The organism is Streptomyces sp. NPDC007264 (assembly GCF_042869095.1).
Lineage (GTDB): Bacteria > Actinomycetota > Actinomycetes > Streptomycetales > Streptomycetaceae > Streptomyces.
This window is the reverse complement of the sequence record NZ_JBIAFD010000014.1, coordinates 32,148-52,663: the sequence shown is the minus strand read 5'-3', so window position 1 is coordinate 52,663 and position 20,516 is coordinate 32,148. Positions and strand designations below refer to the sequence as shown.

Below are 20,516 nucleotides of genomic sequence, written 5' to 3'. Positions count from 1 at the left end.
TTGGCCGCTCCGGGCTCTCACGTTCTGTCATACGGGCGGTGGTTCACTCCGGTGGGCCACCGCCCGCTGCTCATGTCCGGGCGCCGGGCCGTCGTACCCGCCCCGGGTCCTCGGGGCCCGGAGGGGCCCGGTCACCGCCGCACGAGCCGGAAGAGCCGGATCTCCCGTTCCACCCGGGTCTGGTACGTCGCATACGGCGGCCAGAACTCCAGCGCGGCCCGCCAGGCCGCCTCCCGCTCCGCTCCCTCCAGCAGGTGCGCCCTGACCGGGATGTCCTGCCCCTTCCAGCTGATCGAGGCGTCGGGGTGGGCGAGGAGATTGGCGGTCCAGGCGGGGTGGCCGGTGCGCCCGAAGTTGGATCCGACGAGGATCCAACTGCCGCCCTCCTCCGGCATGCAGGCCAGCGGCGTACGGCGCGGCAGTCCGCTCTTCGCACCGGTGGCCGTGAGCACGACGCCCGGCAGCATCCGGGCGCTGAGCAGGACCTTCCCCCGCGTCAGCCGGTGCACCGCGCGGTCCAGCGCGGGCACGACGTGCGGCGCGACCTTGGCGAAGGCGCGCGTGGCGGACACCTTCTGCACGATCCGTGCACCGACGGTGGTCATACCGCCACCTCCCTCTGCTCGAAGAGCCCGGCCGCGCCCGCCGCGTGGGCCCGCAGCCGGTGCACCGGGCCGAAGAGCGACTCGTCGCCGGCCGAGCGCTTGACATACAGATGCGCCTCGTGTTCCCAGGTGAAACCGATGCCGCCGTGGAGCTGGACCGCCTCGGCCGCGGCGGTGCGCAGCGTCTGGAGGGCCTGGGCGAGGGCGAGCCCGCCGACCGCTTCCCCCCGCGCGCTCGCCCAGGCCGCGTAGTAGGCCGCCGAGCGAGCCGCCTGCACCTGGACGTACACGTCGGCCAGCCGGTGCTTGACGGCCTGGAAGGACCCGATCGCCCGCCCGAACTGCCGCCGCTGCTTGACGTACTCGACGGTCCGCTCCAGCGCCCGGTCTGCGGCGCCCACGGCCTCGCAGGCGAGGACGGCGGCGGCGCGGTCCCCGACGGCGGCGAGCGCCCCGGCCACATCGGCTCCGTCCGCGCCCAGCAACTCGGCCTTCACGTCGCGCAGTTGGATGCGGGCTTGGGGACGGGTCGCGTCGAGGGCGGTCTGCCGTGTGCGCACTGCGCCCTCCCGCACGAGGAAGAGCAGGGTCCGCGAGCGTACGAAGCCCCCGGCGTGGGCGGCGACGACGAGCAGCCCTGCGCTGTGCCCGTCGAGCACCTGGCAGGCCTCCCCGTACAGCCGCCAGCCGTCGTCCGCCCGCCGCGCCTGCACACCCCCGGCGCGCCCGCCGCCCGCCCAGTCACCGCGGTTGCCGTCGACGAGGGCCAGCGCGGTGCCCAGGGCCGGCCCGGGGACGGCGAGGGCGGCGGTCAGCTCGCCCGAGGCGAGGCGGGGCAGCAGTTCGGCGCGTTGGGCGTCGGTGCCGAGGGCGAGCAGCAGGGGCGCGGCGAGGACGGTCGTGGACAGCAGCGGGGAGGGGGCGAGGGTGCGCCCGACCTCCTCGCAGGCGAGGGCGAGTTCGGTGGTGGTGCAGCCGACGCCGCCGTACGCCTCCGGGAGCGCGAGCCCGGCCAGGCCGAGCCGTCCCGCGAGGGTGGCCCACAGGGCGGCGTCGTGTCCGGCGTCGGTGCGCACCGCGGCTCGGACGTCGTCCGGTCCGCAGCGCTTGGCCAGCGCCTCCCGCACCGTGCGGCGGATCTCGTCCTGTTCGGCGGTGAAGCGGGCGTCCATGGGCGGGGTCCCTTCTCCATCTGACGATGCGTCATGTTAGGGCGCCGGGCGCACGCCTGCACAGGTCCGTCACGGCATAATCTGATGTACCGTCAGATCCATGACTGCTGTGACCGGCCGGAAGGCCGCGATCGTGGGTGTGGCCCTGTCCGACTGCGGCCGGGTGGACGAGGCGACGCCGTACGCCCTGCACGCCCAGGCCGCCCGCCGCGCCCTGGCGGACGCGGGCCTGGACCGTTCGGTGATCGACGGCTTCGCCTCGGCGGGGCTCGGCACCCTCGCCCCCGCCGAGGTCGCCGAGTACCTCGGTCTGCGGCCCACCTGGGTCGACTCCACGTCCGTCGGCGGCTCGACCTGGGAGGTCATGGCGGCCCACGCGGCGGACGCGATCGCCGAGGGCCGTGCGCGGGCGGTCCTCCTCGTCTACGGCTCCACGGCCCGTGCGGACATCAGGGCGGGCCGGCGCACGGGCAACCTCTCCTTCGGCGCCCGCGGCCCCCTCCAGTTCGAGGTTCCCTACGGCCACACGCTGATCGCCAAGTACGCGATGGCGGCGCGCCGCCACATGCACGAGTACGGCACGACGATCGAGCAGCTGGCCGAAGTGGCGGTGCAGGCGCGCGCGAACGCGGCGGCGAACCCGGAGGCCATGTTCCGCACCCCGGTCACCGTGGACGAGGTGCTGTCCGGCCCGATGGTCGCGGACCCCTTCACCAAGCTGCACTGCTGCATACGGTCCGACGGCGGCGCGGCGGTGCTGCTGGTCGCGGAGGACATCGCACGGGACTGCCGCACGGCCCCGGTGTGGGTGCTCGGGAGCGGGGAGCACGTGTCGCACACCACGATGTCGGAGTGGCCGGACTTCACCGTGTCCCCCGCGGCGGTCAGCGGCCGCCTGGCCTTCGCCCGGGCCGGAGTGCGCCCCGAGGAGGTCGACTTCGCGGAGATCTACGACGCCTTCACCTACATGACGCTGGTGACGCTGGAGGACCTCGGCTTCTGCGGCAAGGGCGAGGGCGGGGCGTTCGTGGAGAAGGGACGGCTGCTGGTGGCGGGCGGGCAGTTGCCGGTGAACACGGACGGGGGCGGTCTCTCCGCCCAGCATCCGGGGATGCGGGGGCTGTTCCTGCTGGTGGAGGCGGTGCGGCAGCTGCGGGGGGAGGCCGGCGAACGGCAGGTCCGCAAGGACGGCGGGCGGCTTCCGGAGCTGGCCGTGGCGTCGGGGACGGGCGGCTGGTTCTGCTCGTCGGGGACGGTGGTGCTGGGACGGGGGTGAGCAGGCCCGGCACCCGGCGCCCGGCGTCCGGCAGCTCGGCACCCGACGGACCGGCGATCTCGGCCCCGCGGCCCCGCACCCGGCGATCCGACAGCTCGACACCCGACGGACCGGCGGTCTCAGCCCCGCGGCCCCGCACCCGGCAGCTCGGCACCCGGCAGCCCCGCGTGCGGACCCGCACGTGATACTCGGGACATGGCAACCGATCTCCACGACCTGCTCAGGTCCCTGCGGGTGTGGGACCCGGCGACGACCGAGCTGCCCTCCTTCGACCCGGCGGCGGCGCCCGCGGAGCCGCTCGCGCTGTTCACGGAGTGGTTCGCGCAGGCGGTGGCGGCGGGCCAACCCGAGCCGCACACCATGTCGCTGGCCACCGCCGACGCGGACGGCACCCCGGACGTCCGCATCGTGATGCTGCACGGGGCCGACGCGGACGGCTGGGCGTTCGCCACGCACGCGGGCAGCCACAAGGGACGGCAGCTGGCCGCGCGGCCGTATGCCGCCCTCGGGTTCTACTGGTCGGCCCAGGGCCGCCAGATCCGGCTGCGCGGCCCGGTCACGACCGCCCCGGTGCCGGAGGGGCAGGCGGACCTGCACGCCCGTTCGACCGGCGCGCTGGCCGCCGCGCTCACCGGCCGTCAGAGCGATGTGCTCGGCTCCGTGGAGGAGCTGGCGCGGGCCTCGGACGCGGCCTGGGAGCGGGCACGGCGCGAACCGGACGCCCCGGTCCCGTCCTGGACGCTCTACCGCCTCAGGCCGGAGCGGGTGGAGTTCTTCCAGGGCGACGCGGGACGCCGGCACGTACGGCTCGTCTACCGCCGCACGGAGGCGGCGTGGACCAAGGAGCTGCTGTGGCCCTGAGCTCGTCCTTCAGCCCCGGTCGGCGGTGCCCTGCGCCAGGGCGGTGCTGATCGCGCGTCAGGTCGTGGTCGCGGGATCGCCGAGCGCGTACACCGCGAAGTCCGCCACCGGGCGGTAGCCGAGCCGCCGGTAGAGGCCGTTGCTCGTGGGGTTCGCGAGGTCGGCGAAGAGCAGGACCTCCTCGGCGCCCGAGTCGGTTGCGGCCCGACTGACCGCGGTGGTGGCGGCGCCCGCGTAGCCGCGGCCGCGCAGCGGGGCGGGGGTGTAGACGGTGGCGACGCGGACCTGCCCGGCGATCTCGGGGGTGACGCTCGCCAGGGCGACGGGCGTGCCGTCCGGTGTCTCCCACAGCGTGATCCCGCCGGACGCGAGCCGGTCCTCGGCCCAGCGGTCCGCGTCCGGCACGACCCGTTCGCCGACATCCGCGCAGAACGCGGCGTACCACCGCGCGACCAGCTCGCGGTCGTCCGGGGTGGCGACGCGGGCGCTCCCGGGCGGTGCGGGCTCGGGTGGGACGAGGGTGCCGAGGCGGTAGAGCCTCTGCCGTTCCTCGAGCCGGGCGGTGGCCTTGGTGCGGCGCTCCCAGGCGGCGGCGAACGCGGCGGCCGTCTCCGCCGGACCGCCCGCCGACGGGAGCGTGCGCCCGTCCTCCACGAGCCGCGCGGCCAGTGCGTCGGCGGCGTCGGCACCGAAGGCGGTCAGGTTGAGCTGGTACGGAGGCGTCCGCAGGACCGTGGCCCGCACGGTGCCGTCACCGTCCGTGAGCCGGCCGAAGTACGGCGTCCCCTCGCCGAACGCGCCCCGCCCTCCCGACCGCAGTCTCTCCGCGACGGTCAGCTGCACGGTGTGCAGGGCGGGCCGGGACCGCAGGAAAGCCCCGGCACACCCGAGGAACTCGTCCAGGTCCTCGGTGAACCGCCAGTCGTACGCGTCATCGGCCATGCCCCACCGTCTCGTGAATCACCGCACGGCCGCACGCCATTTACGGCCGGCACCGGTCAGGGAACCGCCGGCCCCGGTCGGAGCACCGCCGGCTCCGGGTCGCTCGCGATCCGGGCGTGCAGATGCACGTCACGGAACGCGTCCCGCCGTCCCGCCTCGAACATGGCGCCGCGCAGCGTCCCCTCGTAGCGGAAGCCGCACCGCTCCGCGACCCGGCAGGACACCTCGTGGCCGAGGGCGTGCCCCAGTTCCAGGCGGTTGAGGCCCAGGTCGGTCAGGGCCCAGCGGGCGGTGAGGGCGAGGGCGCGGACGGCGACCCGCCGGCCGCGCGCCTCGGGCAGCACCCAGTAGCCGACGCGGGCGACGCTCAGCACGTGGTCGATCTCGCCGACCCCGATGTGCCCCAGCGTCACACCGCTCTCGGCGTCCGTGACACGGAACTGGGCGCAGTTGCCGTCCTCGGCGCTGCGCTCCCGGAAGCGCAGCGCGTCGCGGGCGTCGGCGAGGTCCGTGACGGGCTTCAGGGGCGTGTTCCAGCGCTGGAAGTCCGGGTCGGAGTGCCCGCGCAGCCATGTCGCCGCGTCGGCGTCGGAGTCGGCGTTCCAGCGGCACAGCCGCAGGCCGTGGCCGTGCAGTTCGGGGAAGGGACGGGCGGGGGAGGTGTGACGTATGTCGGCCATCGGGCCATTCAACCAATCCCGGACGACGCGATCACCGCCCGCACGGCCGGAACACGGGCACTCCCTCCCTGAAGGCCGCCTCCAGCGTCATGCCCACCCGCAGATCGTCCGCCGCGCACTCCACGACCTCCGTCATCATCCGCGGCCCCTCCGCGAGATCGACCACGGCGGCGACGTACGGGGTGCGCTCCCCGAAGGGCGGCAGGTCGTTGCGGTGGACGACGGACCAGGTGTAGAGGGTCGCCCGGCCGCCGGCCCGCTCCCAGACGACGTCCTCGCCCCAGCAGGACGGGCAGAACTCCCGGGGGTAGTGGTGGGCGCGTCCGCAGGTGCGGCAGCGGCGCACCAGCAGCCGGCCCTCCGCCGCCGCGTCCCAGTACGGGCGGGTGAACGCATCGGGCTCGGGGACGTCGAAGCGGGGCCCGCCGTCCGACGGCCCGGTCACCGGAACCACCCCAGCGCGGCGTCCAGCGACCACGTCTGCCAGGACATCCCGAACAGCCCCACCGCCGAGATCAGCGCCATCATGGAGTTCTGCCCCTGTTCGGCCCAGTCGTGGATCATGAGGGTGAAGTAGAGAAGGTTGAGGAGCAGGCCCCCGACCAGCGCGACCGGGGTCAGGAAGCCGGCGACGAGGCCGAGCGCGAGGGCCAGTTCGGCGTACACCACGACGTACGCCATCGTCCGCGGCCGGGGCGCGACCACCGTGTCGAAGCCGCTGCGCACCGCCGCCCAGCGGTGCTTGGCGGCGACGTCGGCGGCCCATGCGATGCCGGTGCCCCGCTCGAACCACGCCTTCTTGTCCTTGTGGCGCCAGCTCTCCAGCCACCACAGTCCGAGCCCGATACGGAGCACGGCGAGCCATTCCGCGCCGGTGAGCCAGATCGTGTCCATGAAGCGTCCGCCTTCCACCGGGCCCGACTTTCTGACGGTACGTCAGTTCAGCGCACCGGTGGGGTACGCGCAAGAGGACGGGACGGGTGAGCGCGGACGGACGGGCGGGCACGGGCCGGCGAGCCCGGGCCGACGAGCCCGGGCCGGCGAGCGGACGCAGACAAGGACGGGCCCGTACCCCCGCCCGTGCCCGCCCCCGCCCGCGAACAGATCCGTCCACCGGTCCACCACGACCGGTCGGTCTCCGCCACCACCCGCACCCACTTCCCCTACACCCGTGATCAATTCGCAACCGATTCCGGTCTTGACCGATACCCATCAACGCTGCACGTGGTTACGCTCGCGCTCATGTCCGACTCGACTTCCGCTTCGTCGCGCCCCGTGGTGCCGGCCCACGAGGACCGGCCGGTCTACGTCATCGGCGGCGGCCCGGGCGGGCTGGCCGCGGCGTACGCGCTCCGCGCCCGGGGCCTGCGGGCCGTCGTACTGGAGAAGTCCGACCGGGTCGGGGCGTCCTGGCGGCGCCACTACGACCGGCTGCACCTGCACACCACGCGACGGCTGTCGGGTCTGCCGGGCCTGCCCATGCCGCGGAGGTTCGGGCGGTGGGTGTCGCGCGACAACGTGGTGCGCTACCTGGAGAAGTACGCGGAGCACCACGAGTTGGAGATCGTCACCGGCGTCGAGGTCTCACGCGTCGAACCCGCGCCGGACGGCACCGGCTGGCTGCTGCACGCGACCGGTGGCCGCCGGCTGACCGGGAGCGCGGTCGTCGTCGCCACGGGCCACAACCACACCCCGCGCATGCCCGACCGGCCGGGCCGCGACGCCTACACGGGCGAGTTGCTGCACGCCCGCGAGTACCGCAACCCCGAGCCGTACACCGGGCGGGACGTCCTCGTGGTGGGTGTCGGCAACACCGGCGCCGAGATCGCCGTCGACCTGGCGGAGGGCGGGGCCTCGCGCGTGCGGCTGTCGGTGCGCACGGCACCCCACATCGTGCGCCGGTCCACCGCCGGGTGGGCGGCACAGTTCTCCGGAATCCTGGTACGGCGGCTGCCGGTGCGGCTCGTCGACCGGCTGGCCCGGCCGCTGGCGCGGATCAGTGTGCCGGACCTGTCGGCGCACGGGTTGCCCAGGCCCGGCACCGGCCTCTACTCCCGGGTCACCGAGGGTGCCATTCCCGTGCAGGACGTCGGGCTCGTCGACGCCGTGCGCGCGGGACGGGTCGAGATCGTGGCGGCCGTGGAGGGCTTCGACGGCGGCAAGGTGGTCCTCGCCGACGGCAGCCGGATCGAGCCCGATGCCGTGATCGCCGCCACCGGGTACGTCCGCGCCCTGGAGGACCTGGTGGGTCACCTCGGGGTCCTGGACGCCCACGGCAGGCCGGTCGTCCACGGCGCCCGCTGCCCGCGCACGGCCCCCGGCCTGTACTTCACCGGCTTCACCAACCCGATCAGCGGCATGTTCCGCGAACTGGCCATCGACGCCGAGAAGATCGCCAAGGCGGTGGCGCACCGCGCGGAACGCACGGAACGGCCCCGCCCGGCCCCCTGAGGCGGACGGGTCCGGGCAGGCCCGTACGGACTCACGCGTCTTTTGCGTGCAGGACAGTTCCTGACGGCGTATCAGTTCAACTAATCTGACACTGCGTCAGTTATTGAATGCTGTCACACAGGAGCGGGCGGACCGATGCTTGGATCAACCCACGGCACCCTCACCACCGACTCCCGCCGGGCCCGGGTCATCGCCTGCGGCGAGCGACCCTCCCCCGTCGTGCACGGCAGGCCGGCCGATGCCGGCGACCTCGATGTCGGCGGGCGGCCGCTGCACGCCGACGTGCCCGATCTGGACCGGTTCTTCCGGCCCGAGTCCGTCGCCGTGATCGGCGCCTCGGACGCCGAGGGCCGGCCGAACACCGGCATCACCCGGCAGCTGCTGGCCTGGGCCGAGCGCGTCGGTGCCCGGCTGCACCCGGTGCACCCCACCCGTCGGTCCGTCTTCGGGGTCCCCTGCTCCCCCTCCGTCGCGGACCTGCCCGAACAGGTCGATCTCGCCGTGCTGCTCGTCTCCGACCCTCTTCCCCTCATCGAGGAACTCGGCGCCGCCAAGGTGAAGTTCGCCGTCGCCTTCGCCTCCGGTTTCGCCGAGACGGGTGAGGAGGGCGCCGCCGCGCAGGCCCGGCTCGCCGAGACCGTGGCACGGTCCGGGATACGGCTGCTCGGACCCAACACCAACCTCAACGCCTTCGAGCGGTTCCGGGACGACCTCGACGGGCCGGCCATCGCGCTCATCACTCAGTCCGGGCACCAGGGGAGGCCCGTCTTCGGCCTGCAGGAGCTGGGGGTGCGGCTGTCCCACTGGGCCCCCACCGGCAACGAGGCCGACCTGGAGACCGCCGACTTCATCTCCTACTTCGCCGAACAGCCCGGCATCGGCGCCATCGCCTGCTACATCGAGGGGCTGAAGGACGGCCGCTCCTTCCTCCTCGCCGCGGACCGGGCCGCACACCGGGGTGTGCCGGTGGTCGCGGTCAAGGTCGGCCGCACGGAGACCGGCGCCCGCACCGCCGCCTCGCACACCGGCAAGCTGACCGGCGCCGACCAGGTCGTCGACGCGGCGATGCGGCAGTACGGCGTGATCCGCGTCGACACCCTCGACGAACTCCAGGACACCGCGGCCCTGCTGGCCCGGGCGCGCGCCCCGCGTGCCGAGGGCGTGGTCATCTATTCGATCTCGGGTGGCACGGGCGCGCACGTCGCGGACCTGGCGGCCTCGGCGGGCCTGCGCCTGCCGGTCCTGTCCGAGGCCAAGCAGGCCGAGCTGCACCAGTGGATACCCGACTATCTGAACGTCGCCAACCCGGTCGACAACGGCGGCCACCCGGTGGGCGACTGGCGCGGCCGCAAGATCATCGACGCGATTCTCGACGACCCCGAGGTGGGGGTGCTCATCTGCCCCGTCACCGGGCCCTTCCCTCCGCTGAGCGACAAGCTCGTGCAGGATCTCGTGGACGCGGCGGAGCACACGGACAAGCTGGTGTGCGTGGTGTGGGGGTCGCCGGTCGGCACCGAGGACGCCTACCGCGAGACGCTGCTCGGCTCCTCGCGCGTGGCCACCTTCCGCACCGTCGGCAACTGCATCGCCGCCGTCCGCGCCCATCTCGACCACCACCGCTTCGTCCGCGGCTACCGCTCCCCCTTCGACGAGGCGCCCCGCACCCACTCTCCCTCCTTCCGCAAGGCCCAGGCGCTGATGCGGCCGGGGCAGCAGCTGAGCGAGCACGCGGCGAAGCAGCTGCTGCGGGCGTACGGCATCCGCGTGCCGCGCGAGCAGCTGGTGACCAGTGCCGCGGCGGCCGTGCGCGCGGCGGGGCTCGTCGGCTACCCGGTGGTGATGAAGGCGTCCGGCGCGCGGATCGCCCACAAGACCGAACTCGGCCTGGTGAAGGTCGGACTGACCTCCGCCAGCCAGGTCAGGGACGCCTACCGGGAGCTGACCGACATCGCGCGCTACGAGGGGATCCCGCTCGACGGCGTCCTCGTGTGCCAGATGGTGGAGGCCGGTGTCGAGATGGTCGTCGGCGTCTGCCACGACGGGCTCTTCGGGCCGACGGTGACCGTCGGGCTCGGCGGTGTGCTCGTGGAGGTGCTGCGCGACACGGCCGTGCGCGTGCCGCCCTTCGGCGAGGAACAGGCCCAGGACATGCTCTCGGAGCTGCGCGGGCGGGCTCTGCTGAACGGGGTGCGGGGGCGCCCCCCGGCCGACCTCGACGCGCTGGTCGAGGTCGTGCTGCGCGTCCAGCGCATGGCACTCGAACTCGGGGACGCGATCGAGGAGCTGGACATCAACCCGCTGATGGTGCTGCCCAGGGGCCAGGGAGCCGTGGCCCTGGACGCGCTGGCGGTGTGCCGCTGAGCGCGGCCTGAGCGCGATGTCCGCCCCTGCCCGTACGAATGCCCGTACGAAACGGAGTACTCCCATGTCCGACTCCCCCGTGATGTCCGCCGACGCCGCCGATCACCCTGATTCGGCTGATTCATTGGTACTGCACACCACTGACAACCATGTCTCCTGGCTGACCCTCAACCGCCCCGACGCCCTCAACGCCATCACCCCCGACCTGCGCGAACACCTCATCCGCGGCTTCCTCGACGCCTCCGCCGACCCGGACGTGCGCGCCGTCGTCCTCACGGGCCGCGGGCGGGGTTTCTGCGCGGGCGCGGACCTGCGCGGCGGGTCGGCGGCCGGGGAACGGATCCCCGGCGATGTGGCCCGGACCATCCGCCGGGGCGCCCAGCGGCTGGTCGCCGCGGTCCTCGACTGCGAGAAGCCCGTGATCGCCGCGGTGAACGGCACCGCGGCCGGTCTCGGCGCGCATCTCGCCCTGGCCTGCGACCTGGTGCTGGCCGCCGACTCGGCCGCGTTCATCGAGGTGTTCGTGCGGCGGGGGCTGGTGCCCGACGGCGGCGGTGCCTATCTGCTGCCCCGGCTGATCGGGCCGCGGCGCGCCAAGGAGCTGATGTTCTTCGGCGACGCGCTGACCGCCGCGGACGCGGAACGCCTGGGCCTGGTCAACCGGGTGGTGCCGGCGGACGCCCTGGAGAAGACCGCACGCGACTGGGCCGAGCGCCTGGCCGCGGGCCCCACCCGCGCGCTCGCGCTGACGAAGCAACTGGTCAACGCCTCCCTCGACGGTGACCGCGCCACCGCGTTCGCCGCCGAGGCCGCGGCGCAGGAGATCAACATGACGACGGCGGACGCGCGGGAGGGTGTGGCGAGCTTCGTCGAGCGCCGCACCTCCCGCTACCGGGGCCGTTGAGCCACCCGCGGGGCTTCACTTCTGACGAGGCGTCAGTTTCAATGGTCGATGTGATGGGACACGCGGGGATGGCGGCCACCGCCGTCCGGTACCTCAGGTCGGTCGGAGCGCCCACGGCAGCGGGGCCGGCCGAAGCGCTGCCGAGGCCCCACCTGCGGGCCGTGGGCGACGACGAGCGCGCACCGGTCGACCCGGGCGAGTTCCGGCGCGTCCTGGGCGGCTTCGCGTCCGGCGTCACCGTGATCACCGCGCCCGCCGCGGACGGGGAGGCGAGCCCGGCCGGCTTCGCCTGCCAGTCGTTCTCGTCCCTCTCCCTCGACCCTCCGCTGGTCGTGTTCATGGTCGGCCGCACGTCGACGACATGGCCCCGGATCGCCCGCGCGGGCGTGTTCTGCGTGAACGTGCTGACCGCCCGGCAGGCCGAGTTGTGCCGAGGTTTCGCGGTGAGCGGCGGGGAGAAGTTCGCCGGGGTCGACCACGAACCGGCGCCGTTCTCCGGCTCGCCCCGGCTGGCGGGCGCCGCGGCGTGGATCGACTGCGCGATCCACGCCGTGCACACCGGCGGCGACCATCTGATCGTGGTGGGCCGGGTCGGGGCGCTGGGAACCGGCGACCACGAGGCCGCGCCCCTGCTCTTCCACAAGGGACGCTTCCTCTAGTGCTGTGACCGGGAAGGTTTGCCGGCCACAGCACCGGACGAATCGCTCGGGGCCCGCTCAGGCCGGGACCGGTGCGCGGCCCGCCGGACGGCGCCGGATCACCAGGGCCATCAGGGCTGCCGCCGCGCACAGCGCACCCGACGCGTACCAGACCACGTCGTAGGAGCCGAACGTGTCGCGCGCGACGCCGCCGAGGACGGCGACCAGGGCCGCGCCGACCTGGTGCGAGGCGAGGACCCAGCCGAAGACGATGGCGCTGTCCTCGCCGTACCGCTCCCGGCACAGCGCCAGGGTCGGCGGCACCGTGGCGACCCAGTCCAGGCCGTAGAAGACGATGAAGAAGATCATCGACGGGTGGACGGCCGGGGCCAGGAGCATGGGCAGGAAGAGGAGCGACACGCCGCGCAGGGCGTAGTACACCGCGAGCAGGCGGCGCGGTTCGAAGCGGTCCGTGAACCAGCCCGACGCGATCGTGCCCAGCACGTCGAAGACGCCGACGACGGCGAGCAGCGAGGCCGCCGCCGTGATCGGCATGCCGTGGTCGTGGGCGGCCGGCACGAAGTGGGTCTGGATCAGGCCGTTCGTCGAGGCCCCGCAGATCGCGAACGTGCCCGCCAGCAGCCAGAACGGGCCCGTGCGCACCGCGGAGAGGAGCACGGTCACCGTCCGGCGCCCGGCACCGCGCGCGGGCTGCGGCTTCGGCACGAACTCCGCGGCGCCGTACGGCTTCAGGCCCACGTCCGCCGGATGGTCCCGCAGCAGCAGCCACACGAAGGGGATGACCGCGAGCGCCGCGAGCGAGACCGTCACCGCGGCCGGGCGCCAGCCGTGGTCCTCGACCATCCAGGACAGCACCGGAAGGAAGACCAGCTGCCCCGAGGCCGAGGCGGCGGTGAGGATGCCGGTCACCAGACCGCGCCGCTCGGCGAACCAGCGGTTCGTGACGGTGGCCGCGAAGGCCAGCGCCATCGAACCGGTGCCCAGTCCGACCAGCAGGCCCCAGCAGATCAGGAGCTGCCACGCCGCCGTCATCCACACGGTGGTGCCCGAGCCGAGCGCGATGACCGCGAGCGCCACGGCCACGACCCGGCGGATGCCGAAGCGGTCCATCAGGGCGGCCGCGAAGGGCGCGGTCAGACCGTACAGCGCGAGGTTGATCGACACCGCCGCGCCGATCGTGCCGCGCGACCAGTGGAACTCCTGGTGCAGCGGGTCGATCAGCAGGCCCGGCAGCGAGCGGAAGGCCGCCGCGCCGACGATCGTCACGAAGGTGACGGCGGCGACGAACCACGCGCGGTGCGGGGCCGGGCGGCGTCGCCGGGGACGGCCGGGCCCGGCGGGACGGGGTGTCCCGGGGGTCGAGGCGGTGGCGGTTGTCTGAGTCACGCCCTAGAGCTTCGGGCCGGCGGCCGCACGGATCGAGTGGCCCGAGGGACAGCATTCACTAGGATCGGGCCATGACCGCCGTCGAAGAGTCCCAGGACTTCCGTGGCCACCGCGTGGTCGTCCTCGCCCTCGACGGGCTGCTTCCCTTCGAGCTGGGCATACCGCAGCGGATCTTCCGGCGCGCCAGGGACGCGCAGGGCAGGCATCTGTACGACGTCGTCACCTGCTCGGTCCGGCCGCCGGGCCCGGTGGAGACCGACGCCGACTTCGCCATCCTCGTCGAGAACGGCCCCGAGGCCCTGGCCACCGCCGACACGGTCGTCGTCCCCGCCTCGTACGAGCTGGGCCCGGTGTACGAGCAGGGCGTGCTCACCGGCGAGCTGGCCGCCGCCCTGGCCCGGATCCGGCCCGGCACCCGGCTCGTCGCCATCTGCACCGGCGGCTACGTGCTGGCCGCCGCCGGCTACCTCGACGGCCGTCCGGCGACCACCCACTGGTCCTCCGCCGAGCACTTCCAGCGGCTCTTCCCGAAGATCAAGGTCGACGCGGACGTGCTGTTCGTCGACGACGGCGACGTGCTCACCTCCGCCGGGGTCGCGGCCGGCATCGACCTGTGCCTCCACATCGTGCGCCGCGACCACGGCACGGCCGTCGCCAACGAGGTGGCCCGCCGCACGGTCGTCCCGCCGCACCGCGACGGCGGCCAGGCGCAGTACATCCAGCGGCCGGTGCCCGAGCCGCAGCGGGCGGCCACGGCCGCCGCACGGGCCTGGGCGCTCTCCCGCCTCCACGAGCCGATCCAGCTGCGCGACCTGGCGGGGCAGGAGGCGATGTCGGTGCGCTCCTTCACCCGCCGCTTCCGCGAGGAGGTCGGCGTCAGCCCCGGGCACTGGCTCACCCAGCAGCGTGTCGAACGGGCCCGCCAGCTGCTGGAGTCCACCGACCTGTCGATGGACCGGGTGGCGCGGGACGCCGGCTTCGGTACGGCCCAGTCGATGCGGCAGCACCTGCAGGCGGCGGTCGGGGTCACGCCCACCGCCTACCGGCGGACGTTCCGCACAGCCGCCGCGGACCAGGACACCGGCCCGGGCTGAGACCGGCCTCCGGCCGGGGCCGAGCCGGGCCGGACGCCGAGCCGGGCCGAGCCGGAGACCAGACGCCAGCCCGAGCCGGCCCGAGCCGGAGACCAGACGCCAGCCCGAGCCGGCCCGAGCCGGACGCCGGACGCCGGACGCCGGACGCCGAGACCGGACGCCAGGCCAGCCCGAGACCGGACGCCAGGCCAGCCCGAGGCCGGACGCCAGGCCAGCCCGAGACCGGACGCCAGGCCAGCCCGAGACCGGACGCCAGGCCAGCCCGAGACCGGACGCCAGGCCAGCCCGAGACCGGACGCCAGGCCAGCCCGAGGCCGGACGTCGGCCCGAGCCGGGCCGGAGGCCGGACTCCGGCTGCGGCGCCGGTCGCGCCGCCCTCCGACGCCCGTTCCCCGTCTTCCCGTCTCCGGGCGCGCCCGTCGGCTCAGAAGGTCAGCACGGCTCGTGCCACCCGCCCCGCGTGCGCGTCCGCCGCTGCCTTCTCGTAGTCCTCGACCGGGTACGTCGCGGTCACCAGTTCGTCCAGGAGCAGGCGGCCCTCGCGGTACAACCGGGCGACTGGGACGAAGGCCCCAGGCCGTTCATCTGGGCCAGGAGTGCCAGGAGATCCTCTGTAGGCTCCCGTCGGCGAACGGGAGGTTCGACTTGGGTACCTTTCCGCGCAGAGCCTGGTCGGTTGCTGCACTCCTCACGGGATTTCTGGCTGCGTGCGATCCGGCGACCATGGATCCCACAGACCCTGCCAACTTCAGCTCCGTCGTCTTCGTCAATGACACCGGCTCCCCGGCTGTCCTGTTCGAGTGTCGCGACAGCCGTGGACACGACTGCCATGACATGAGCGGTCGACTTGCCCCCGGGGAACGCTGCGGCCAGCGGGTCTACTGGGGGGCGGGTCTGGATCCCTGGCAAGTCCGCGACACGCGGGGGCAGACCGTCGGCTGGCTGCTGGTGAGCACACCGCGCCGTGAATCCGGAGCCGTCTACTACCTCGGCGATGCCGAGTCCCAGCCCGGCAAGCCAACGACTCCGCGCGTCTCGCCGCATCCCGACCCGGTGCAGTAGTTCGGTTTCCCCCTGGGGCGCACTGGCCCCCGCGATCCGGCCCGTCGCGGTTCGCTCCGTCTGCCAGCAGGCCGGGATCTGCTGAGACAGGCGAACAGCCGCGCGGTCAGGCCGCCAAGGCACGGACAAGCATCGTGCCCACGACCCTGCCCTCTGGCGGGTCGATCAGAGACACGCGCACGTCAGAGAAGCCGTGCCCCGTCAGGATGCGCCCCCACTCGTCCGGGGTGCGGTCGTGCCGCAGTCCGGCTCCGGCGGGCTTGGGCCCCTGACTGCCTGGAGGCAAATGCGAGAAGGCCAGGATGCCGCCCAGCGCCATACGCGAGCGGATCAGCGGGAGCAGGGTGTCCGGATGGACGAACCACACGACACCAAAGATCGAGAGCACGACATCGAATGTCTCGTCCGTCTCGTTCAGGAACGCCGTCGCCTCCGCCGTACGGAACTCGAGGCCTGGCAGATTGCCCCAGCGCTCCTGCGCGTCCGTCTCGCGAGCGGGGGCGATGTCCACCCCTTGACCGGTCGCGCCGAGCGTCACGAGGTGCGCGAGGTTGCTACCGCTCCCCGAGCCGAGTTCCAGCACCCGGCGTCCGGCCACGGGACCCAGGACGGTCTCGTTCGGCCCGTGATCGGCGTACTGGGTCCAGTTCAGCCAGGTCGTCTCGCCCTTGGCGTTCACGGGCCTGCGCGGCTTGCTCCCGACCGCGTACCTGTCCCAGGACTCAGCCAACGACATGCGGTGATCCTTCCGGCAAGAGGGGGCCCACCCCCAACTTATGGCGGTGGGCCCCAACTCACCTGCTGCTCAGTGCTACTTGGGCGAGTCGTGACACCCCGCGTGGCACTGGTTGCAGTCGGCCGCGTCCTCCATGCCCCACAGGTCGGGGTCGATCTCGAACCCGGCCGCCTTGATGATCTGGATCGTCTGTTCGAGAACGAGAGGGCCGCCGGTCTTGGGGTCGCGCCCGTCCCGCGTCGCTTTGTCGTCGCTGACGCACTGGGCACCGGCCGCCAACCGCGGGAGTACCGGAACATGGTGGATGTACCGGCCGAAGTGCCGGCTGGTGAAGTGGTGGTACGGGATCGAGTCGAGCATGAACGAGTGCCACGCCTCGTCCACCTGCTCAGACGGGCCCATGAGAAGGTCCGGGTTCTCGCCGCACGTGACCAGGTAGGCGATGGCCTGTCCGAACTTGGCCTCGGCCAGTTCGCGTGTGTTCTCGGGGTTGCGGAGGAGGAGAGCCACCTCCCGCTCCCACACGTCCGGCGTGACGTACGCCTTCGGGTCACGGATCACTACTGCCGTGCTCATGCTGGCTTGCCTCCACGTAATTGGGTGTCCGTGGTGCTCCGGTCATGTCGCCCACCCCTGCACCCGGGGCACAGGCACGGCGGCATCAGGCCAGTAGCGAGGGGTTCCCCGCCCTCACCCTCGTACAGGGTTCGTGGCTTGGTCCGAGTGCCGTCGGCTCTCACCGTGTAAGCGCAGATGCGGATGGACATGACGTCCATGTTCCGGATCGGCCATGACCATTGCGGCGACGTTCAAGGCGTCCCTCGGGCGTCATGTCGATGTCACCCGGAGGGCGTCAAACCGGTGTCATTGGAGGCGTGACGTGGCTACCCTCCGATCATGACGACTACGGCCGAGCGTGAGCGAATCTCCAACGACGTGCTGACTTCCGTACGCAAGTCGATGAACCTCAGCCAAGAGGAGTTCGCCCGGGGCTTACGTGGCGCAGGCGAGGAGCTGGGGGAACCGAACGACGCCTCCAAGCGACTCGTGCAACGCTGGGAGTCCGGGGAGACCAGGACGTGCCGCCCGCTGTATGCGCGGGCACTGAAGCGGTTCACCGGCCGTGCCCCTGAGTCGCTGGGGTTCGCGATCCCGATGGCACGCGTCCACTCAGACGGGGCAGGAGGCCACGACATGGAGGCTGGGGAAGTCGGCACGGCTGACGCTGTCACAAGCCCGGAGCCAGAGCCGCAGAGGGAGTATGCGGGCATCTGGCTGTCCCGGTACGAGTTCTACTCGTCCAGCCGTGAGGAGACGTTCGACTGCAAGCATCACGTCGTGATCGTCCAGCACGGCAACCGGCTGACAGCCCAGAGCCTGCCCGGAGCGTCGACCAACCCGAACAGCCCGTTGTCTCTGGATCTCACCGTTGACCGGAACGTCGTCACCGGTACGTGGACCGAGCAGACGGCGGTCAACGGGTACTACCAGGGTGCCCGGTACCACGGTGCGATTCAGCTGCTCATCGAGCCGACGGGCCGACGCATGGCGGGCAAGTGGGTCGGGTTCGGCAAGGACTTCGACGTGAACACGGGCCCGTGGGAGCTGCGCCTACTCGACCGATCGACAAGCCGCGCGAGCATCGAGCAGTACTCGACTGCACCGCAGTGAGGGATCGAGGCGCTCCGCTGCAAGGAAACGGCGGGAGCCGCCCGTGCGGACGCCTGGCCGCGGAGTCCGCCCGACCGGTTCGAGCCGGAGGATGCGCAAGATCGCCCCACTCCCGGGTTCTCCCACGCCCACCGCCCACCGACGGACGTTCCACACGGCCGCTGCGCCCCCGGACACCTGCCGGGACCGACACCGACGGCCGCCCCGGGCTGAGACCGTACACCGGCTCCGATGCCGACACCGACCGCCGCCCCGGGCCGACACCGCGCCGCCCTCCGACGCCCGTTCCCCGTCTTCCCGTCTCCGGGCGCGCCCGTCGGCTCAGAAGGTCAGCACGGCTCGTGCCACCCGCCCCGCGTGCGCGTCCGCCGCTGCCTTCTCGTAGTCCTCGACCGGGTACGTCGCGGTCACCAGTTCGTCCAGGAGCAGGCGGCCCTCGCGGTACAACCGGGCGTAGAGCGCTATGTCCCGCTGGGGCCGGGAGGAGCCGTAGCGGCAGCCCAGGATGGACTTGTCCAGGTACATCGACGAGACCAGGAAGGTCGCCTCGGCCGTCGCGGGCGGCACTCCCAGGAGGACGGCCTGGCCGTGGCGGTCCAGGGAGTCGATCGCGGCCCGGATCAGCTCGACCCGGCCGACGCACTCGAAGGCGTGGTCGGCGCCCGTGGGCAGCAGGTCCTTCACCCCGTCCGCCGACGTGAGGAAGTCCGTCGCCCCGAACCGGCGCGCGACCGCCTCCTTCGCCGGGTTGGCGTCGACCGCGACGATCCGCGACGCGCCCGCGATCCGCGCGCCCTGGAGGACGTTGAGGCCGATCCCGCCCGTGCCGATGACGAGGACCGTGTCGCCCTGCTCCACCCGGGCGCGGTTGAGCACGGCGCCCACCCCGGTCAGGACGCCGCATCCGATCAGGGCCGCGGACGTGAGCGGGACGTCCTCGGGGATGCGGACCGCCTGGACGGCCTTGACCACGGTCCGTTCCGCGAAGGCGGAGTTGGACGCGAACTGGTACACCGGCCTGCCGCCCCAGGTGAAGGGGCGGCCGGGGCGGCCGATCGCCTGCCGGCACATCGTCGGCCTGCCCCGGTCGCACTCCGCGCACGCCCCGCAGTTGGCCAGGGTCGACAGCGCCACGTGGTCGCCGGGCGCGACATGGCCGACGCCCGCTCCCACCGCCTCGACCACGCCCGCGCCCTCGTGGCCGAGGACCACGGGCACCGGGAACGGTATGGTCCCGTCCACCACCGACAGATCGCTGTGGCACAGCCCCGCCGCCGCGATCGCCACCTGCACCTCGCCAGGGCCCGGGTCCCGCACCTGGAGGTCGTCCACGACCCGGGTCCCCGCGCCGTCGTAGATGACGCCTCGTACGGCGCCCTGCGTCGCGCCTCGTGTCGCACCTCGTGTCGCACCTGGCATCGCAACTCCCTCAGCCCTTGGGTCCCCTGGGTTCCTTCGGCAGGCCGAGCACGCGCTCGGCGATGATCGTGCGCTGGATCTCGTCCGACCCGCCGTAGATGGTGTCGGCCCGGCCGAAGAGGAACAGGTGCTGGAACGGATCGAGTTCGTACGGCGCCGCCGACGACCAGTCGGCCGGACCCGCCGCCCCCGCCGCGCCCCGTACCTGCATCGCCAGCTCGCCCAGCCGCTGGTGCCAGCGTCCCCACAGCAGCTTGGCCACGCTGGGGGCGCCCGCGTCGCCCGAACCGCCCAGCGTGCGCAGAGCGTTCCAGCGCATCGCCCGCAACTCGGCCCACTGCCGCACCAGACGGTCGCGTACGACGGGGTCGTCGGCCGCGCCGGTCGCCACCGCGGCACCTACCACCTCGCCCAGTTCGCGGGCGAAGCCGATCTGCTGGGCCAGCGTGGAGACGCCCCGTTCGAAGCCGAGCAGGCTCATCGCGACGCGCCAGCCCTCTCCCTCTGCGGCGACGACGTGCTCGGCGCGGGCCGTCGCGCCGTCGAAGAACACCTCGTTGAACTCGCTGGTGCCGGTGAGCTGGCGGATCGGGCGCACCTCGATCCGGCCGGGCTGGTCCATCGGCACGAGCAGGAAGGTGAGGCCGTGGTGGCGCTGCGAGGCGGGGTCGGTGCGGGCGAGCACGAAGCACCAGTCCGCCTCGTGGGCGAGGGAGGTCCAGATCTTCTGGCCGGTGATGCGGTAGCCGTGCGGGGCGTCCCGGACGGCCGTGGTGCGCACCCCCGCCAGGTCGGAGCCTGCGCCGGGTTCGCTGTAGCCCTGGCACCACAGTTCCTCGCCGCGGGCTATCGGGGGCAGGAAGCGGGACTTCTGCTCCGGGGTGCCGTGGGCGACGAGGGTGGGGGCGAGGAGGTTCTCGCCGATGTGCCCGGAACGGGGTGGTGCCTGGGACCGGGCGTACTCCTCCGCCCAGGCGACCTGCTGGGTGAGCGTGGCCCGGCGGTTGCCGTAGCCGTCCTCGGGCCAGCCGAGGCCGATCCAGCCGGCGGCGCCGAGTTCACGCTCCCACTCCCGGCGGTCCGTGGTGCCGCCGACGTGGTCCCGCAGCCATGCGCGTGCCTCGCCGCGGAACGAGTCGTCCTGCGAACCGAACCCGAAATCCATGGTCTCCGCCTTGTGTTGGGGGGTCGACGGTGGCGCCGTGCCCGGTGTCGTGCCCGCTGCCGTGCCCGGAAA

20 protein-coding genes and 1 pseudogene are annotated in these 20,516 nt (G+C 73.2%); 9 read left to right on the top strand and 12 right to left on the bottom strand.

What is annotated here, in order from left to right; genetic code table 11:
• Positions 1–131: 131 nt before the first annotated feature.
• Together ACFYMU_RS23475 and ACFYMU_RS23470 are read right to left on the bottom strand one after the other, a co-directional pair.
• Entirely contained in the window at positions 132–605 is a 474-nt protein-coding gene (locus ACFYMU_RS23475) for a nitroreductase family deazaflavin-dependent oxidoreductase (protein WP_388376368.1), read from the bottom strand.
• Entirely contained in the window at positions 602–1,777 is a 1,176-nt protein-coding gene (locus ACFYMU_RS23470; RefSeq protein ID WP_388376365.1) for an acyl-CoA dehydrogenase family protein, read from the bottom strand. The genes ACFYMU_RS23475 and ACFYMU_RS23470 overlap by 4 nt, the downstream gene beginning before the upstream one ends.
• Before the next feature lie 100 nt (positions 1,778–1,877).
• Here ACFYMU_RS23470 and ACFYMU_RS23465 point away from each other — a divergent pair, with 100 nt between their 5' ends.
• Entirely contained in the window at positions 1,878–3,053 is a 1,176-nt protein-coding gene (locus ACFYMU_RS23465) for an acetyl-CoA acetyltransferase (protein WP_388376362.1), read from the top strand.
• A gap of 195 nt (positions 3,054–3,248) precedes the next feature.
• A complete protein-coding gene (locus ACFYMU_RS23460) occupies positions 3,249–3,914 on the top strand; it encodes a pyridoxal 5'-phosphate synthase (RefSeq protein WP_388376360.1) in 666 nt (221 codons plus the stop codon).
• A 57-nt stretch (positions 3,915–3,971) separates the two neighbouring features.
• On the opposite strand, the gene ACFYMU_RS23455 is transcribed toward ACFYMU_RS23460, so the two are convergent.
• Genes ACFYMU_RS23455 through ACFYMU_RS23440 form a run of 4 tightly spaced genes read right to left on the bottom strand, consistent with a single transcriptional unit; the run spans position 3,972 to position 6,430 of the window.
• Complete coding sequence (locus tag ACFYMU_RS23455; protein ID WP_388376357.1) at positions 3,972–4,856, bottom strand: GNAT family N-acetyltransferase; 885 nt, start codon at positions 4,854–4,856, stop codon at positions 3,972–3,974.
• 56 nt (positions 4,857–4,912) lie between these two features.
• Positions 4,913–5,536 carry a GNAT family N-acetyltransferase gene (locus tag ACFYMU_RS23450; RefSeq protein ID WP_388376355.1) on the bottom strand — a complete coding sequence of 208 codons (624 nt, stop codon included), beginning with the start codon at positions 5,534–5,536 and terminating at the stop codon, positions 4,913–4,915.
• A 31-nt stretch (positions 5,537–5,567) separates the two neighbouring features.
• The gene (locus ACFYMU_RS23445; RefSeq protein WP_388376352.1) at positions 5,568–5,981 is read right to left on the bottom strand and encodes a Zn-ribbon domain-containing OB-fold protein; all 414 of its coding nucleotides are present in this window, start codon (positions 5,979–5,981) and stop codon (positions 5,568–5,570) included.
• Positions 5,978–6,430, bottom strand: coding sequence for a DoxX family protein (locus tag ACFYMU_RS23440; RefSeq protein ID WP_388376350.1), 453 nt, complete (start codon positions 6,428–6,430; stop codon positions 5,978–5,980). The genes ACFYMU_RS23445 and ACFYMU_RS23440 overlap by 4 nt, the downstream gene beginning before the upstream one ends.
• Before the next feature lie 348 nt (positions 6,431–6,778).
• Between ACFYMU_RS23440 and ACFYMU_RS23435 the strand changes: the two genes are divergently transcribed.
• The 4 genes from ACFYMU_RS23435 to ACFYMU_RS23420 all read left to right on the top strand — a co-directional run bounded on the left by ACFYMU_RS23435 (position 6,779) and on the right by ACFYMU_RS23420 (position 11,911).
• A complete protein-coding gene (locus ACFYMU_RS23435) occupies positions 6,779–7,987 on the top strand; it encodes a flavin-containing monooxygenase (protein ID WP_388376347.1) in 1,209 nt (402 codons plus the stop codon).
• Between the two features lie 135 nt (positions 7,988–8,122).
• A complete protein-coding gene (locus ACFYMU_RS23430; RefSeq protein ID WP_388376344.1) occupies positions 8,123–10,348 on the top strand; it encodes an acetate--CoA ligase family protein in 2,226 nt (741 codons plus the stop codon).
• A gap of 64 nt (positions 10,349–10,412) precedes the next feature.
• Complete coding sequence (locus tag ACFYMU_RS23425) at positions 10,413–11,252, top strand: enoyl-CoA hydratase/isomerase family protein (RefSeq protein WP_388376341.1); 840 nt, start codon at positions 10,413–10,415, stop codon at positions 11,250–11,252.
• Between the two features lie 53 nt (positions 11,253–11,305).
• Positions 11,306–11,911 (top strand): flavin reductase family protein, encoded by a 606-nt coding sequence (locus tag ACFYMU_RS23420; protein WP_388376339.1) that lies wholly within the window; start codon positions 11,306–11,308, stop codon positions 11,909–11,911.
• A gap of 57 nt (positions 11,912–11,968) precedes the next feature.
• On the opposite strand, the gene ACFYMU_RS23415 is transcribed toward ACFYMU_RS23420, so the two are convergent.
• Complete coding sequence (locus ACFYMU_RS23415; RefSeq protein WP_388376336.1) at positions 11,969–13,297, bottom strand: MFS transporter; 1,329 nt, start codon at positions 13,295–13,297, stop codon at positions 11,969–11,971.
• A gap of 71 nt (positions 13,298–13,368) precedes the next feature.
• Here ACFYMU_RS23415 and ACFYMU_RS23410 point away from each other — a divergent pair, with 71 nt between their 5' ends.
• Positions 13,369–14,391 (top strand): GlxA family transcriptional regulator, encoded by a 1,023-nt coding sequence (locus ACFYMU_RS23410; RefSeq protein WP_388376334.1) that lies wholly within the window; start codon positions 13,369–13,371, stop codon positions 14,389–14,391.
• Positions 14,392–14,815: 424 nt separating this feature from the next.
• Here ACFYMU_RS23410 and ACFYMU_RS23405 read toward each other — a convergent pair.
• A pseudogene (locus ACFYMU_RS23405) lies at positions 14,816–14,947 on the bottom strand (Zn-dependent alcohol dehydrogenase); the annotation flags it as partial.
• A gap of 167 nt (positions 14,948–15,114) precedes the next feature.
• Between ACFYMU_RS23405 and ACFYMU_RS23400 the strand changes: the two are divergent.
• The gene (locus tag ACFYMU_RS23400; RefSeq protein WP_388376331.1) at positions 15,115–15,453 is read left to right on the top strand and encodes a hypothetical protein; all 339 of its coding nucleotides are present in this window, start codon (positions 15,115–15,117) and stop codon (positions 15,451–15,453) included.
• Positions 15,454–15,559: 106 nt separating this feature from the next.
• On the opposite strand, the gene ACFYMU_RS23395 is transcribed toward ACFYMU_RS23400, so the two are convergent.
• Positions 15,560–16,189 (bottom strand): class I SAM-dependent methyltransferase, encoded by a 630-nt coding sequence (locus ACFYMU_RS23395; protein WP_388376329.1) that lies wholly within the window; start codon positions 16,187–16,189, stop codon positions 15,560–15,562.
• A gap of 75 nt (positions 16,190–16,264) precedes the next feature.
• Positions 16,265–16,765 carry a glycine-rich domain-containing protein gene (locus ACFYMU_RS23390; protein ID WP_388376326.1) on the bottom strand — a complete coding sequence of 167 codons (501 nt, stop codon included), beginning with the start codon at positions 16,763–16,765 and terminating at the stop codon, positions 16,265–16,267.
• A 321-nt stretch (positions 16,766–17,086) separates the two neighbouring features.
• Between ACFYMU_RS23390 and ACFYMU_RS23385 the strand changes: the two genes are divergently transcribed.
• Positions 17,087–17,860 carry a helix-turn-helix domain-containing protein gene (locus ACFYMU_RS23385; RefSeq protein ID WP_388376323.1) on the top strand — a complete coding sequence of 258 codons (774 nt, stop codon included), beginning with the start codon at positions 17,087–17,089 and terminating at the stop codon, positions 17,858–17,860.
• A gap of 321 nt (positions 17,861–18,181) precedes the next feature.
• On the opposite strand, the gene ACFYMU_RS23380 is transcribed toward ACFYMU_RS23385, so the two are convergent.
• Together ACFYMU_RS23380 and ACFYMU_RS23375 are read right to left on the bottom strand one after the other, a co-directional pair.
• Positions 18,182–19,279, bottom strand: coding sequence for a Zn-dependent alcohol dehydrogenase (locus tag ACFYMU_RS23380; protein ID WP_388376320.1), 1,098 nt, complete (start codon positions 19,277–19,279; stop codon positions 18,182–18,184).
• A 10-nt stretch (positions 19,280–19,289) separates the two neighbouring features.
• The gene (locus tag ACFYMU_RS23375) at positions 19,290–20,444 is read right to left on the bottom strand and encodes an acyl-CoA dehydrogenase family protein (RefSeq protein ID WP_388376317.1); all 1,155 of its coding nucleotides are present in this window, start codon (positions 20,442–20,444) and stop codon (positions 19,290–19,292) included.
• Positions 20,445–20,516 lie beyond the last annotated feature (72 nt).

Bases quoted from the DNA above. Each gene is read 5' to 3' on its own strand.
- ACFYMU_RS23475 (WP_388376368.1), bottom strand. From the start codon at position 605: ATGACCACCGTCGGTGCACGGATCGTGCAGAAGGTGTCCGCCACGCGC.
- ACFYMU_RS23470 (WP_388376365.1), bottom strand. From the start codon at position 1,777: ATGGACGCCCGCTTCACCGCCGAACAGGACGAGATCCGCCGCACGGTG.
- ACFYMU_RS23465 (WP_388376362.1), top strand. From the start codon at position 1,878: ATGACTGCTGTGACCGGCCGGAAGGCCGCGATCGTGGGTGTGGCCCTG.
- ACFYMU_RS23460 (WP_388376360.1), top strand. From the start codon at position 3,249: ATGGCAACCGATCTCCACGACCTGCTCAGGTCCCTGCGGGTGTGGGAC.
- ACFYMU_RS23455 (WP_388376357.1), bottom strand. From the start codon at position 4,856: ATGGCCGATGACGCGTACGACTGGCGGTTCACCGAGGACCTGGACGAG.
- ACFYMU_RS23450 (WP_388376355.1), bottom strand. From the start codon at position 5,536: ATGGCCGACATACGTCACACCTCCCCCGCCCGTCCCTTCCCCGAACTG.
- ACFYMU_RS23440 (WP_388376350.1), bottom strand. From the start codon at position 6,430: ATGGACACGATCTGGCTCACCGGCGCGGAATGGCTCGCCGTGCTCCGT.
- ACFYMU_RS23435 (WP_388376347.1), top strand. From the start codon at position 6,779: ATGTCCGACTCGACTTCCGCTTCGTCGCGCCCCGTGGTGCCGGCCCAC.
- ACFYMU_RS23430 (WP_388376344.1), top strand. From the start codon at position 8,123: ATGCTTGGATCAACCCACGGCACCCTCACCACCGACTCCCGCCGGGCC.
- ACFYMU_RS23425 (WP_388376341.1), top strand. From the start codon at position 10,413: ATGTCCGACTCCCCCGTGATGTCCGCCGACGCCGCCGATCACCCTGAT.
- ACFYMU_RS23420 (WP_388376339.1), top strand. From the start codon at position 11,306: ATGGGACACGCGGGGATGGCGGCCACCGCCGTCCGGTACCTCAGGTCG.
- ACFYMU_RS23410 (WP_388376334.1), top strand. From the start codon at position 13,369: ATGACCGCCGTCGAAGAGTCCCAGGACTTCCGTGGCCACCGCGTGGTC.
- ACFYMU_RS23400 (WP_388376331.1), top strand. From the start codon at position 15,115: ATGGATCCCACAGACCCTGCCAACTTCAGCTCCGTCGTCTTCGTCAAT.
- ACFYMU_RS23395 (WP_388376329.1), bottom strand. From the start codon at position 16,189: ATGTCGTTGGCTGAGTCCTGGGACAGGTACGCGGTCGGGAGCAAGCCG.
- ACFYMU_RS23390 (WP_388376326.1), bottom strand. From the start codon at position 16,765: ATGAGCACGGCAGTAGTGATCCGTGACCCGAAGGCGTACGTCACGCCG.
- ACFYMU_RS23385 (WP_388376323.1), top strand. From the start codon at position 17,087: ATGACGACTACGGCCGAGCGTGAGCGAATCTCCAACGACGTGCTGACT.
- ACFYMU_RS23380 (WP_388376320.1), bottom strand. From the start codon at position 19,279: ATGCCAGGTGCGACACGAGGTGCGACACGAGGCGCGACGCAGGGCGCC.
- ACFYMU_RS23375 (WP_388376317.1), bottom strand. From the start codon at position 20,444: ATGGATTTCGGGTTCGGTTCGCAGGACGACTCGTTCCGCGGCGAGGCA.